Below are 13,775 nucleotides of genomic sequence, written 5' to 3'. Positions count from 1 at the left end.
TAGCTTACTTATCTTTTATGAGATTGATAAAATTATATATAAAATGGTGAAATTTTACGATACTATATAGTATATGAATTAAAGCAAATAGTAGTATTATAGATAAAGGAGGAGTTTATGGGAAGATTTATTGGGCTTAGAGTATTAAAGACTGCCATTGGAGCAACACTTGCTATAATTTTAGCTAAGGCAATAGGACTGCAATATGCTGTATCGGCAGGAGTCATTACTATTTTAACTATTCAAAACACAAAGAAAAAATCAATTACTTTAGCTTTCCAAAGATTTGAATCTACAGTAATGGCACTAGGAATAGCAGCTATTTTATTTACTGTATTTGGTTATAATGCTATATCTTTTGGAGTATTTTTACTTATTTTTATCCCATTTACAGTGAAGTTTAATTTGACAGATGGTATAGTAGTTAGTTCTGTTTTAGTAACCCATTTATTAGTTGAAGAATCTATTTCATTTTACTGGATGAAAAATGAAATATTATTGATGATAGTGGGTGCAGGAATTGGAATTTTATTAAATGCTTATATGCCTAAAATAGAAGGTGAGATTAAAGAAGATCAACGTTATATTGAAGAGAGTATACGTAAGATTTTATTAAATATGGCTCATACCTTAAGAAGTCATTCTGTTTATATAGATGAAGAGAAAATTTTTCAGGAGTTAAAAAAACGATTAGAAGAAGCAAATGAGCGTGCAAGACGGCATTTAGATAATTATATTATGCATGAAGTAAAATACTATGTGCAATATATGGAAATGAGAACTACTCAATTTACAATATTAGAACATATGCGTAAACATATTGTTAAGTTTGAAATGACGCCAACTCAAACGGAGATTGTGGCAAATTTTGCAGAAAAAATTGCGTTAGAGCTACATGAATATAATAGTGCGGAAGAGTTATTAGAAGAATTTAAATTAGTTTTAGAAGCCTGTCGTATTCAAGAGCTACCAAAGACTAGAGAAGAATTTGAGAGCAGGGCAATATTATTTCAATTTCTAAATGATTTAGAGTATCTATTAGAAGTAAAACGAGATTTTAAAAATAATTTAGATAGAGAAGAAATTGGATATTTCTGGCCAAGTGAAAAGTAGTATAGTTAGAAAAGTTACTGAAATAAGAACATTATTGTTTGAATATTATAGTTTAACTCAATTAAATATTTAGTGAAGTGAGAGGAATTTATGAATAAAAATGTTGTATTTGCAAGCTTAGAAAATATAGATGATATCTTACTTATGGCTTTACAATTATGGCCTGATAATACTTATGATGGACTAAGAGAAGAGCTAACTGAAGTTTTGAATAATGAAAAAGAAATAATACTTTTATACAAACTAGAAAATGAATTTATTGGATTTAATCATGTTGCTATAAGGCATGATTATGTAGAGGGATCAAACTCTAGTCCTGTTGGATTTATAGAAGGTATATTTGTAAAAGAAAATCACAGAGAAAAAGGTATTGGTAAAATATTAGTTAGAAGTGGTGAAGAATGGGCAAAATCAAGAGGATGTACACAAATGGGGGCCGATGTTGAATTTCACAATGTAGAGAGCTATAACTTTCATAAAAAAATAGGATATACGGAAGTTAATAGAATAATATGCTTTTTAACGAATATAGGCTAATCATTTTAGATTTAATGATTCAATAATTAAAAAGAAGCTGTTATTTATTGAGTTATAATTGTAAAATTAATTTTTTAAAAGAAAATTTTAAGACAATAATATTATTATATCGGTGATTTGAAAATGTATTTATTATATAGATAATCTATAATTTAGTATACAACTGTTGTAATTTATGGGCATTTAAGGGGTGAAAAAATTATGGCAAAAGTGAAATTAACAATAAAAGAAAGTAAATGCAGATGTGGATATTATAAAAATAGTGATAGTTTTATTGTTGAAGACATATGTCCACCTATTTGCCATGAACTTTGGAATAGTATATGCCCAAGCGTATACGCTCTTCTAAATGGTGCTACATTAGACTATGGTAATTATAAAGAGAAAAAATTTAAAATGAAATGTCCTGATAATGGTAGAGTTGTTATTTATGGAGAAGTAGAAGAAAGTGAATTTAAATAACAATGTGATTATATTGCTTATTAAAAGAGAAGGAGAAAATATAGAACTACTTATAGAAAGTGGTTCTTTTTGTTTTGCAGCAATAGATTATTATTGTAAAATAATGAGTGAGGATAGATTTGTATTATATATAATAAACTATGAAGAATTAAAACTTTATTAAATAAATTTATTAAGGGGGAAACATGTTTAGAAAAGTACAACAACAAAAATATATGATATTTTTAAGGTATGGATATATATTACTTTTTGTGCTGTCTTTTGGTAAAGAGTATAAAAATATAGGTTCAATAGAAATTATAATTTTGCTAACTTATATTATAAATAATCAATTAAGATATTTTGTATTGCCTAAGGAAAATACTTTCATAGTGCCGTCACTGATAGTTGAAATATTGTTAGGTTATAAATTATATATTTTAGCTGGAAACTTTGGTGGATTAATATTTGTTTTGTCGTTAATAGATATTATTTATATGTTTAAAAAAGTGTACACACTAATATATATATTAGGAATAACAATATTGATAATTACTCAAAAGAATTTAGAACTGCTGATAAGTTGGCTTATAGCAGCTTTACCTATATTTTTATTATTAGTAAAAGTAAAAGATGAAGAAGGAAGAAAGTTAGAGGCTCAAAATTTATATGATAAGTTAAGAGAGAAAGATGAAGAGTTAAAAAGAGTAAATAAAGAATTGGAAGTTTACGCTAATACTATAGAAGAAATTACTATTTTAAGAGAAAGAAATAGAATATCAAGGGAAATACATGATAATGTTGGACATGCATTATCTACAATAATAATCCAATTAGGAGCTATTGAGAAAATATGCAAAAGTGATGGAGAAACAGCTTCAATTATGGCTAAGAATTTAGGTGATTTTACAAAAGAAAGCATGGAAAGAGTTAGAGGAGCTGTGAGGGCTATGAAGCCTAGAGAATTTGAGGAGTATGAAGGTGTAATAGCTATATCAGAAATGATAAAGAACTTTCAGAAGCTTACAGGGGTAGAAGTAAAATTAAGAGTGTCAGATAGCGTTTGGAAATTAAATTCAGATCAGACCATAGTTATATATAGAATAATTCAAGAATTTTTATCTAATGCTGTGAGACATGGTAAGTCAACAGAGGTAAAAATATTCTTAAATTTTTTAGAAACTCATTTAAGAATCCATTTAAAAGATAATGGAGTGGGATGTTCTAAGGTTATACCAGGAATTGGACTTCAAAGCATAAAAGAAAGAGTTGCAACTTGGGGAGGTAATATAGAGTATTTTACTAAAGAAGGGCAAGGCTTTGAGCTTGTAGTAACAATGGATAAGGTCAAGCTTAGTTTAGATGGAGTATAATTTTTATTATAGGAGAGCGAAATAAATGGATAAAATAAAAATAATAATAGTTGATGATGAAAAATTAATTAGAGAAGGGTTAAAAATAATACTTTCCACCTATGAAGATATTGAGGTTTTGTCTATATGTGAAAATGGAAGAGTTGCCTATGAATTCTGCAGAGAAAATACTGTTGACGTGGTTTTGATGGATATAAGGATGGAAGAATGTGACGGAGTGCTTGGAACAAAGCTAATTAAGGAAACTACACCTAATACGAAAGTTTTAGTTTTAACTACCTTTAAAGATGGAGAGTATATTGAGGAGGCTCTTAAAAATGGTGCTTCAGGATATCTTCTTAAAGATAGTTCCTATGATTTAATATACGGCGGAATTAAAGCAGTTCATGGAGGGAATGTAGTAGTTCATCCAGAGATTATTACAAAGCTTATGGTAAGAGAAGAAACACAGCGCGAACAGTTAAAAACAGAGTATATAAAAAAAGAAACAGGATTAACAGAAAGAGAACTAACTATAATTAAGGAAATAGCTAAAGGATTATCAAATAAAGAAATAGGAGAAAAAATGTTTTTAACTGAAGGAACTATAAAAAACAATATAACCACCATACTTTCAAAGCTCTCCCTCAGAGATAGAACTCAGATAGCTATATTTGCTTTTAAAAATAACTTGGCTCAGTAATATTATAATCTGATAGTTTTTAGGTTAACATTCAAATTTAAAATAATTGGCAATAAAAATAAATATTAAATTAAGAATTGAAATAATTTATAAAATATTTACGTTCAAAGAGGTTGATTATAATCAGCCTCTTTTGCTTTTAGCACTATATTAAATGACTTAAGTCATTTAATGTGATGACCTGGGCTAATAGGTAGAATGACAAAATTAATTTATAATTGACTTATAAGGTTAATGGAGGTAATTAGTATGAAGTTTATAGAAACTAAAAACTTAACAAAAAGATTTAATGATAAACTTGTTATAGATAATGTTTCTTTAGGAATAGAAAAGGGTGAAATTTTTGGATTACTTGGTCCTAATGGAGCTGGTAAATCTACCTTAATTAATTTGATGGTTGGACTTTTAAAAATAGATAGAGGAGAAGTAGTTATAGGGGGATACAATATATCAAAAGAACCTTTAAAAGCAAAGGAGAAAATAGGACTAGTTCCCCAAGAAATAGCTCTTTTTGAAAACCTAAATGCTAAAGAAAATTTAGAATATTGGGGAGGCCTTTATGGACTAAGAGGAGCTATGTTAAGAGAGAGAATAAATGAAGCTTTAGAAATAGCAGCTTTACAGGAATATATAAAAAAGCCTGTAAGAAAATATTCTGGAGGAATGAAAAGAAGACTTAATATAGCTGCGGCTATGATGCATCATCCAGAGGTTTTGATTATGGACGAGCCTACAGTAGGAATAGATCCTCAGTCAAGAAATCATATTTTTGAAGTAGTTAAGAAAATGAATAAAGAATATAATTCAACAATAATATATACTTCCCATTATATGGAGGAAATAGAAGCACTCTGTGACAATATATTTATTCTTGATTTAGGAAAAGAAGTTGCGTATGGGAGTAAAGAAGAATTAAAAAGAATGGTTATAAGCGATAAGGTAATAAAAATAAAAGCTCAAGGAGAGCTAGAAAAACTTATGTTTGATATAAAGAAGCTTTCTACTATAAGAGGAGTAGAAATAAAAGGGGAAGAGCTTAAAATAATAGCCAATGAAAAGATAACCCTTAATGAATTATTTAACGAAATTTCAAAAAATAAAGTAGATGTCAAAAATATAGGTATAGAAGAACCAACTTTAGAAGAAGTCTTCTTAACTTTAACTGGTAAAAAATTAAGAGATAAGGAGGAATAAAAATGCAAATATTTCCTCAGATTAAAAAGAACTTAATATCATTTTTAAGAGAAGGTAAAATTACAATTATTTGTTTTTTGCTTTTTCCAATGATAATGGCTTATATATACGGAGCAATGCAAGAAGACATGTTTCAAGGAAAAAGTCATTTTGAACCAATAAAGGTTATTTTTAATTGTGATAAATTCTCAAAAGAAGGAGAAGTTTTAACAGCAATACTAAATGACAAAGAAATGAAAAGCTTTATAACTGTTGTAGCAGATGAAGAGTCCCAATGTAAAGTAACCATAAGTGATGATTTTAAAAGCATAGATATTGAAAAATTAAAGGGATCAGATGCTCAAGTAGACATGGTGAAAGAATTTATGGAAATCTTTAATGAAAATATAAATCAATATAATATAGTAGTAGATAATGTAAATAAATTAAATTTAACATCTGTAGAAAAAGGGGAATTAATAAATAAGCTACTACTTAAATTACAAGAAAATAATAAAAAACCACTAATAAAAGAGCAGTTGGTAGAAGGCTATAAAAGTTTAGGAGCTAGAGAGTATTATACAATTTCAATGTTTAGTTTTACATCAATAATGCTTGTTATAGTTCTAATAAAAGAGTTTTATAAAGAGAAGAAACAAGGAGTAGTTAGAAGAAGTTTTTCTACGCCAAATAGTGAGATAAGTTACCTTTTGGGATATTTAAGTTCCTGTTTTATCTTAGCATTAATTATAAATTTTATTTATGTAGCTATAAATATAATATTAGGAATAGCGTTTTTAGGCAATTTTGTAGGGAATGTTATAATTATAATATTTCAAAGCTTACTTCAAACAGCTGTAGTAGGAATGATAATTTCTTTTATAAAAAGTGAGAAAATAGCAAATTCTATTATGAATATCATTATATTCATACCAGTTGTAATTGGTGGAGTATTTTTTTACTCTGATTTAATAGAGATTAAGATTTTAAAGTTTTTTTCAAATATTTCACCGAACTCATTGATATTAAATTCATATAAAAATTTGTCTATAGCTCAAGAAATTTATGGAGCTAAAAATCAGATAATAATTATGGCCATGTTATCACTAATGCTTTTAATTATAAGTTGTATTAGAGTTAAATTTAGTTGGGAGGAGTAATGATGAAATTCTTAATTGTTTTAAATAGTAATTTAAAAAGAATCACTAAAAGTAAAAAAATTGTTATTGCAAACTTTCTGCTACCAGCTATAGTTATTTTAACTCTTGGATTTGTATTTAATAGAATTACTGGTACAGATAATGAATATGCAATTATAAATAGCGACAAAGGTGTTTATGGTGAAGAGTTTATAAAGGAAATTCAAAAAAATAGTAAAGTTAAGATTTATAAAAAAGATGAGGGAATAGAAAGAGTTAAGAAGAAAAGAATGTCTTTATGTTATGAGATTCCAGAAGAATTTTCAGATCTAATATCTAAAGGCGAAAAGCCTCAAATTATTTCACATAAAATAGAAGAAGGTACAGAGCCAGGAAACTTTCAGTTTAGTGCAAGTTCCTTAATAAATAAGATGATTTTGAGAAGTGAACTTAAAAATAATGGAAAAGACATTTCATTAGAAGCTCTAAATTACGAAAAAAATAATATAAATGTAATAGGTAAAGATAAAAAAGCAATGGGTGATATAATAACTTTGAATATGATTATAAGCTTTATTCTATTTGGATCTATAGGAATTTCTATGGAGTTATTTGAACTTAAAAGACAAAATATTTTAAAAAGAAGTTTTGCTACATCAAATAAACCTAAGACTATAATTAGAGGAGTTCTAACAGCATTATTTTTAATATCCTCACTAGGATATAGCGGAATATTTTTACTAAATTTATTTATAAATTCAAACAGCTACCTAAATAGAGTACCTATTATAATATTAAATATAGTGTTTTTAGTATTACTTGCACTTAGCTTAGGGGTGTTTATTACAAGGATAATTAAAAATGAAAATCTTATAGCTATAGTATTGCAAATAATAATATGTTTTACATGCTTTGTTGGAGGAAGTTTTATGCCTATAGAGTTTTTACCTAAAGGTATAAGAGTATTTTCAAAATTTACTCCTCAATATTGGGAACTACAATCGATTGAAACGGGAAATGTTTGGTTATCATTTATAGTAGTATTGTTTGCATTAGCTTTATTTACTGCAGGAACTTTTAAGACAAAAAATTTTATGGATTAAAAAAATATAACCTAATAGAATAATTCTATTAGGTTATATTTTTTTGGTAACTATATTAAAACAATTAAATAAATACATAATTACAAAAGTTATTATTTTATAGTTTTTATTATCTTAGCAGGATTGCCTCCAACAACTACATTGTTAGGTATGTCTTTTACTATAACAGAGCCAGAAGCAATAACTACGTTATCACCTATAGTTGCACCAGGGTTTATAGTAGAATTGCCACCTATCCAAACATTGTCTCCTATGGTTACTGGTTTTCCAAACTCAGTTTTAAGTCTTTCTATAGGATCAATTGGGTGAGAGGCTGTATATATATGTACGCCAGGAGCTATAAAGCAATTACGTCCTATACGTATTTCACAAACATCTAACATAACACAGTTAAAGTTAGCATAGAAATTTTCTCCTACATGTATGTTATATCCATAATCACAACGAAAAGTAGGCTCTATATAAAGAGATTCTCCTGTAGATCCAAAGAGTTCTTTTAATATAGAAATACGTTTATCTATTTCATCTTCAGTGGAATTATTAAAAAGCCTAGTTAATTTTCGAGCTTTCATTCTCTCTTTTACTAATTCAGGGTCATTCGCTATATAAGGATAACCTTTGATCATTTTTTCTTTTTCTGTCATAAAATATCTCCTTTAATTATAGTTCTATAAATACTTATATATGATTATTGTATGTTAATATTTAGAAAGCTATAACAATATAAATAACTTTTAGAATAAGAGATTAGAAAGTTTAATATTAAGAAAAATATAGATGGAAATTTATAAATATTAATTGGAAAGTATATTCACTAATCACCATCAATAGATAGCTTTTTCTTGTTTTTAGTTATAATAAAAATATAAAGTAAATTATTTAAATATTACGGAGGTATATAAGATTATGACGTTATGGCTGTTCTTATAATATTTAGTTTATCTAAATATAGGATTTAAAAATTGTTTTTAAGCTTATTTTTATAGGCTTATTAGTGTTGTAATTTTTAAATTTAAAATGAAGGACAGCATCATCAGCTATATATCATGATATTTAATAATCAATAAACTATTATATAATAGTTTATTTGTAGTACCATTTATATGTTTTAGATATCGCAAAGCTGTGTGCTATACATAGCTTTTTCTTTTACACTTTATTATTATAGAATTTAAATTTGTAAATACTAACTTGGAATTTAAGTATCAAAATAGAGTTTTATATTTTAATATTATTAAGGTATATTTAAAAATAACTAATTAGCATATTGTTCTATTTTCTTTCATATTATATTTTTCGAATCTCATTAACATATTATCATTAGCAGATTTTGAAGTTGTCTATGAGATAAAATAATGAACGTATGTTTAAAGGGTTATTTTGGATACCTAAAATTTCATCTTTTCTATGATTAAAAGTTCTTTAGATGATGTTGTTCTTTTGGAGAATTTTAATTTATTAGAGAGGATTTAATATAATGAAAATAATATTAAAAGAAGTAGAAAAAAGTTTTAAAGGTAATACAATTTTTAGAAATGTATCTTTATCAATACATGAAGGAGAAAAAATTGGGCTTATTGGTGTTAATGGTATTGGAAAAACAACAATTATTAAAATATTGATGAGAGAAGAAATTGCTGATTCGGGAAATGTGATAATTTCTCCAGAATATTTGAAAATAGGATATTTAAAGCAATTTAATGAATTTGAAGAAAGTAATACTGTAAGTGAAAAATTGAATAGTTTTATTGTAGCTCTATCTGCAAGAGCTAATAATAATAATAATTATTATTATGGAAAAAAGCTAAAAGATTCCTTAATAAAATTAGGATTTAAAGAACGAGATTTAAATAAAAAAATTTCAAAGTTGAGTGGAGGAGAAAAAACTAAATTATCACTGTGTATAGCACTTTCAGAAGATCCAGATATGTTAGTTTTAGATGAGCCAACTAATAATTTAGATGTAGATAGTATTAAGTGGCTTGAAGAATTCTTAAATAGTATTAATAAAACTATGCTTATAGTATCTCATGATAGATTATTTTTAGATAATACAGTTAATAAGATATTTGATATGGAGAGAACTGGAATTAAAGAATACAACGGAAACTATACTGCATACAAATTGCAAAAAGAGCATAGTTTAAAATCTTTAAAAAACAAAAAAGCAAAACAAGAAAAAGAAATAAAAAAACTTGAGAAGGTTATTGAGGACAGAGAAAAATGGCATGAAAAAGCTTCTAATGATAAAAGCATAAAGCTTAAGATAGGAAATCCTAGAACTTTTAAATGTAATTCTACAAAACATGCTTCTGTACTCCGCTCTAAGGAGAAACAACTTAAAAAATTAAAAGAGAATAAAGTGGAGGTACCTAAAGAGTCTAAAAGTGCATCATTTGATTTTATAAACAAAAAAACTAATATAGATTATAATCTTCCAAAATTTCTTATCAAAGTAAATAGACTTAAAAAAAGTTTTGGTAACAGAATTATTTTTAACAATGGCGCCTTCAATATAAAAAATAATGATAAAATTGCTTTAATTGGTAAGAATGGTTCTGGAAAAACTACTCTATTAAAAATTCTATTAGGAATAGAAAAACAAGATTCTGGTACAGTTGATATTACTTCTTCTTTAAAAATAGGATATTTTTCTCAGCAGTTAGAAAATTTGAACTTTAAAAATACCATTTTACAAGAGATTCTTTCTACGGGAATTGATAAAAATGAAGGAAGAAAATTATTAGGAAAATTTTTATTTAGTGGGAAAGATGTTTTCAAAGTAATAGAGTTTCTAAGCATGGGAGAAAAATGTAGAGTCGCTTTTGCAAAACTTATTATATCTCATATAAATATGCTGATTTTAGATGAACCCACTAATCATATGGATATTGTATCGAAAGAAAGTATTGAAAAAGCCCTTAAAGATTATAGTGGAGCTATTATTTTTGTATCTCATGATAGATATTTTATAAATAATATTGCAAATAGGATTTTTGAGATAGAAAATCAAAGCATCAAAATCTATGAAGGAAATTATAAATATTATTTGGAGAGAAAAGAAGAAGATAAAAAGAAAGAAAAATTAAGAGATAAATATATAAACATAAAGGACGAAATAATTAAACTAGAATGTGAAATGGCTTTTTTATCTAGCAAATTAAAAGGAAGAAAAATAGATATTGAATCGGAAGATGAAGATGTACAGAAATTCTTTCGTATAGCAGAAAAATTAAAAGAATATAAGATTAAAATAAATTCAAACTAAATATATCACTAATTTATTTAAGACATACACAAGTAAAATAAGAAATTAAAGATATCTTAAATAAAATATTTTAATAATACCCATCAAATTTAAACATGATATTTTAAAATGAGCGTATTATAAAATAATAATTTTAATAAACCCTATGAAAGACAACAGCTCTCATAGGGTTTTATTATTTTTGAAAAATATTTAGTATAAAAGTTATTATCAATGCAATTAATAACGAAGGTAAGACTAGAATGATAAAATAATCTAAAAGTTTATTATGACTAATCATCCAAGATATATAACTACACCATGCTTCATATAAATTCTCTGTACAAGCATTAAAGGGAATTAGATATGTTTTCACTGCTTTTATCCTCATTAGAGTAGTTACTATGAAGGATGTAAGAAAGATTGTAATATTTCGTTTGGAAAAGACATAGCCCCTCATATTGAATACCCCCTTAATTAATTTAGAGATTATCTAGAGGATATAATGTATAGAATTAAAAGTCAACAGATTATAAAACTTATTTTTTGAAAATTAAAAATATTATTATGAGCGTTACTAGTTGTAATAAAAATCTTAAAATAAATATTTGATTATTATTAAAAGAAATATATTGCAATTATAAATCATATTTAATACTCTGGAATTTATAGATTTTATATGGAACGTAATTTGTATAATAAGTTAAAGTAAATGAAATAAAATTAAAAAACTTTAGGAGAAAGTAAAGAATTATTTTTTTAAATATTAAAACTATATTGACAAATTGAATACTTAGTAGTAGAATCTTATTAAATTCTATGAAGGAAAGAGTAGGTATTGGGTTAGTATCTAAAGCGAATGAGGGATGGTGGAAGCCTCATGAGAAAAACAATGCTGAATGACATTCCAGAGAAGTTTATCTGAACGCTATTTTAGTTAATAGGATAAAACGTATCCCTACGTTACAGGATTAGAGATGACTTTAATTTTTAATTGAAGTTAAGCAGGATGGTACCGTGAAGTTTATACTCTCACTCATGCACAATGAGTGAGAGTTTTTTAATTTTCATAATGTGCTGCTTAAAATTTAATTATATATTAAGGTTAATTAGGGTGGTACCGCGAATTTTTCGTCCCTTGAGATTTATCTCAAGGGATTTTAATTTTCAAAAGAAAGCTTTCATCAAGTAAACTAATATATAAAAATTAAGAATAAATAATTGTAAATTAGATTAATTAGAAAAAACTAGTCTTTTATAATAGACTTTATAAATATCAATAATTATGGACATTTATGATAAATTATTGATTTCTTAAGGTCATTAATTTCTTTAACTTAGTAAAGAAATTGGCTTTAATATGTAGATAATTTAAAGTTTAAAATCAAAATTTATTTTAAAGGAGAGATTTATATGAAAAGAATTATGATAAATGAATTATTAAATTATGAAAATCAAATTGTATCTATGAAAGGCTGGGTTCATAGAATAAGAAAACTCAGCAAGATTTCATTTCTAGTAATAAGAGATAGGTCTGGTATGGTTCAGGTAATTATAGATAATAATGAACTTTTAAAAAATATTAAGTTAGAAGCGGTAGTTTCTATAGAGGGATTAGTAGTGAAAAGTAATAATAAGATTTCATCTATAGAGATACAAGCAAATAATATTCAAATTATATCAGAGGTAAAAGAAGATTTACCTATAGAAGTAAATTTAGATAAAATTAATGGAAATTTAGATACCATATTAAACAATAGAGCTTTAAGTCTAAGGAATGTAGTGTTGAATGCAATTTTTAAAATACAGGCATTATTGGCTCAAGGCTTTAGAGAGTATCTTATAAAAGAAGAATTCATTGAGGCTTTTACTCCTAAAATTGTAGCAGAAGGTGCAGAAGGAGGAACTGCAATTTTTGAGATTAAGTATTTTGAAAAAAAAGCATATTTAGCTCAAAGTCCTCAGTTTTATAAACAAATGATGGTTGGCGCAGGTTATGAGAGAGTCTTTGAAGTAGGTAGTGTTTATAGAGCAGAAGAGCATAATACTAATAGACATTTAAATGAATATGTGAGTATGGACCTTGAAATAGCATTTATTGAGGATGAAAAAGAAATTATGAAATTAGAAACAGAACTTTTGAGATATATGCTAAATAAGTTAAAAACAGAAGGAGAAGAATATTTAAAAATATTAAATATAGAAGTACCTTTCATAGGAGAAGAAATCCCTTCTTTAACACTTAGTGAAGCAATAGAAATATTAAAAAAGAAATATAATAAGAATGACTTAGAGGGAGATTTAGACTCAGAAGGAGAAAGACTCATTTCCCAATATGCTAGAGAAAAATTAAATTCAGAATTTATATTTTTAACAGATTATCCTAAAGAAAAAAGACCTATGTATACTATGCCTAAAGAAGATAATTTAACTCGTAGTTTTGATTTGCTGTTTAGAGGACTTGAAATAACTACAGGAGGTCAAAGAATCCACAATTACGAAATACTCATGGAAAATATGATATCAAAAGGGTTAAATCCAGAAAATTTTCATAATTATATGGAAGTGTTCAAATTTGGTATGCCTCCTCATGGTGGTTTAGCTATAGGCCTTGAAAGGTTAACGGCTCAACTTATAGGGCTTAAAAATGTAAGGGAAGCTTCCTTATTCCCAAGAGATAGAACTAGAATAACACCTTAATTAGGCATCTTCAAAAAAATAATAGACCAGTATATTAGCCTATTTTGCATCATAGTGCGTCGTCAGAACCCACCCATAGCGCCACTATGAGCAGAACCTAAAGCCTTGTCTGATATGAGGCATATTCAAAAAAATAACTAGTCAGTATGCTCATCTATTTTGTATCATACTGCGTCGTCAGAACTTCATGATAGTTAAACTATCATGAAAACCTGTCTTCTTGTATGATGCAAAATATATTTCACATCTTTAACTAGCTATTTTGTT

At 26.5% G+C, this 13,775-nt stretch carries 12 protein-coding genes and 1 other annotated feature; of the genes, 11 read left to right on the top strand and 1 reads right to left on the bottom strand.

Features of this window, described 5'->3' with window-relative positions; genetic code table 11:
• Positions 1-117: 117 nt before the first annotated feature.
• The 9 genes from ACY1IQ_RS12190 (at position 118) to ACY1IQ_RS12150 (ending at position 7,561) form a co-directional block, all read left to right on the top strand.
• Complete coding sequence (locus ACY1IQ_RS12190) at positions 118-1,113, top strand: aromatic acid exporter family protein (protein ID WP_461614180.1); 996 nt, start codon at positions 118-120, stop codon at positions 1,111-1,113.
• Between the two features lie 90 nt (positions 1,114-1,203).
• A complete protein-coding gene (gene aac(6') / locus ACY1IQ_RS12185) occupies positions 1,204-1,650 on the top strand; it encodes an aminoglycoside 6'-N-acetyltransferase (protein WP_461614179.1) in 447 nt (148 codons plus the stop codon).
• 201 nt (positions 1,651-1,851) lie between these two features.
• Positions 1,852-2,112: a TIGR04076 family protein gene (locus ACY1IQ_RS12180; protein ID WP_461614178.1), complete on the top strand. Its 261-nt coding sequence runs from the start codon at positions 1,852-1,854 to the stop codon at positions 2,110-2,112.
• Positions 2,113-2,116: 4 nt separating this feature from the next.
• Positions 2,117-2,275, top strand: a complete 159-nt coding sequence (locus ACY1IQ_RS12175; RefSeq protein WP_461614177.1) for a hypothetical protein — start codon at positions 2,117-2,119, stop codon at positions 2,273-2,275.
• 22 nt (positions 2,276-2,297) lie between these two features.
• Positions 2,298-3,464, top strand: coding sequence for a sensor histidine kinase (locus ACY1IQ_RS12170; RefSeq protein WP_461614176.1), 1,167 nt, complete (start codon positions 2,298-2,300; stop codon positions 3,462-3,464).
• 25 nt (positions 3,465-3,489) lie between these two features.
• Entirely contained in the window at positions 3,490-4,146 is a 657-nt protein-coding gene (locus ACY1IQ_RS12165; RefSeq protein ID WP_461614175.1) for a response regulator transcription factor, read from the top strand.
• 249 nt (positions 4,147-4,395) lie between these two features.
• Positions 4,396-5,340: an ABC transporter ATP-binding protein gene (locus tag ACY1IQ_RS12160; RefSeq protein WP_461614174.1), complete on the top strand. Its 945-nt coding sequence runs from the start codon at positions 4,396-4,398 to the stop codon at positions 5,338-5,340.
• A 2-nt stretch (positions 5,341-5,342) separates the two neighbouring features.
• Positions 5,343-6,479 (top strand): ABC transporter permease, encoded by a 1,137-nt coding sequence (locus ACY1IQ_RS12155; protein WP_461614173.1) that lies wholly within the window; start codon positions 5,343-5,345, stop codon positions 6,477-6,479.
• 2 nt (positions 6,480-6,481) lie between these two features.
• Positions 6,482-7,561: an ABC transporter permease gene (locus ACY1IQ_RS12150; RefSeq protein ID WP_461614172.1), complete on the top strand. Its 1,080-nt coding sequence runs from the start codon at positions 6,482-6,484 to the stop codon at positions 7,559-7,561.
• 92 nt (positions 7,562-7,653) lie between these two features.
• On the opposite strand, the gene ACY1IQ_RS12145 is transcribed toward ACY1IQ_RS12150, so the two are convergent.
• A complete protein-coding gene (locus ACY1IQ_RS12145; RefSeq protein ID WP_461614171.1) occupies positions 7,654-8,205 on the bottom strand; it encodes a sugar O-acetyltransferase in 552 nt (183 codons plus the stop codon).
• A gap of 833 nt (positions 8,206-9,038) precedes the next feature.
• Between ACY1IQ_RS12145 and abc-f the strand changes: the two genes are divergently transcribed.
• Positions 9,039-10,829, top strand: coding sequence for a ribosomal protection-like ABC-F family protein (abc-f, locus tag ACY1IQ_RS12140; protein ID WP_461614170.1), 1,791 nt, complete (start codon positions 9,039-9,041; stop codon positions 10,827-10,829).
• Between the two features lie 789 nt (positions 10,830-11,618).
• Positions 11,619-11,950, top strand: a binding site (T-box leader).
• A 271-nt stretch (positions 11,951-12,221) separates the two neighbouring features.
• Positions 12,222-13,508, top strand: coding sequence for an aspartate--tRNA(Asn) ligase (aspS, locus tag ACY1IQ_RS12135; RefSeq protein WP_461614169.1), 1,287 nt, complete (start codon positions 12,222-12,224; stop codon positions 13,506-13,508).
• Positions 13,509-13,775: the final 267 nt, after the last annotated feature.

The organism is Clostridium sp. Marseille-QA1073 (assembly GCF_054863625.1).
This window is presented reverse-complemented; position numbering and strand designations above follow the sequence as displayed.

Excerpts from the sequence above, each read along its gene's own strand:
- ACY1IQ_RS12165 (WP_461614175.1), top strand. The coding sequence starts at position 3,490 with ATGGATAAAATAAAAATAATAATAGTTGATGATGAAAAATTAATTAGA.
- ACY1IQ_RS12155 (WP_461614173.1), top strand. The coding sequence starts at position 5,343 with ATGCAAATATTTCCTCAGATTAAAAAGAACTTAATATCATTTTTAAGA.
- ACY1IQ_RS12170 (WP_461614176.1), top strand. The coding sequence starts at position 2,298 with ATGTTTAGAAAAGTACAACAACAAAAATATATGATATTTTTAAGGTAT.
- ACY1IQ_RS12150 (WP_461614172.1), top strand. The coding sequence starts at position 6,482 with ATGAAATTCTTAATTGTTTTAAATAGTAATTTAAAAAGAATCACTAAA.
- ACY1IQ_RS12190 (WP_461614180.1), top strand. The coding sequence starts at position 118 with ATGGGAAGATTTATTGGGCTTAGAGTATTAAAGACTGCCATTGGAGCA.
- ACY1IQ_RS12160 (WP_461614174.1), top strand. The coding sequence starts at position 4,396 with ATGAAGTTTATAGAAACTAAAAACTTAACAAAAAGATTTAATGATAAA.
- abc-f (WP_461614170.1), top strand. The coding sequence starts at position 9,039 with ATGAAAATAATATTAAAAGAAGTAGAAAAAAGTTTTAAAGGTAATACA.
- aspS (WP_461614169.1), top strand. The coding sequence starts at position 12,222 with ATGAAAAGAATTATGATAAATGAATTATTAAATTATGAAAATCAAATT.
- ACY1IQ_RS12180 (WP_461614178.1), top strand. The coding sequence starts at position 1,852 with ATGGCAAAAGTGAAATTAACAATAAAAGAAAGTAAATGCAGATGTGGA.
- ACY1IQ_RS12145 (WP_461614171.1), bottom strand. The coding sequence starts at position 8,205 with ATGACAGAAAAAGAAAAAATGATCAAAGGTTATCCTTATATAGCGAAT.